General features: G+C 52.2%; 1 pseudogene. It reads right to left on the bottom strand.

Features of this window, described 5'->3' with window-relative positions:
- A pseudogene (locus NE637_RS16035) lies at window positions 1-228 on the bottom strand (hypothetical protein); the annotation flags it as partial.

Genomic DNA, 228 nt, shown 5'->3' with positions numbered 1-228 from the left:
TACTCAGTTTCTCAGCTTGCTTGGGCAACTGAAGGCCAAGTTGGGCACGGCAAAGTTGAGGGAAGGTCATCTTCTCATGCAGAAGCGTACCGTCCTCAGCACGGAGGCTGAAGAAGGGCTTGTTCCATGCTTTTACCAAAAAGCCGATTTGCCCGTGTAGTTGCAGCAGATGGGAATCGTGAGGCGAAGCTGGCAGCTTGTCCGTACTCTTCACTTCCAGAATCCGTA

The organism is Desulfovibrio desulfuricans (assembly GCF_024460775.1).
Lineage (GTDB): Bacteria > Desulfobacterota > Desulfovibrionia > Desulfovibrionales > Desulfovibrionaceae > Desulfovibrio > Desulfovibrio desulfuricans_E.
The sequence above is the reverse complement of the archived record's forward strand: the minus strand, read 5'-3'. Positions and strand labels throughout refer to the sequence as shown.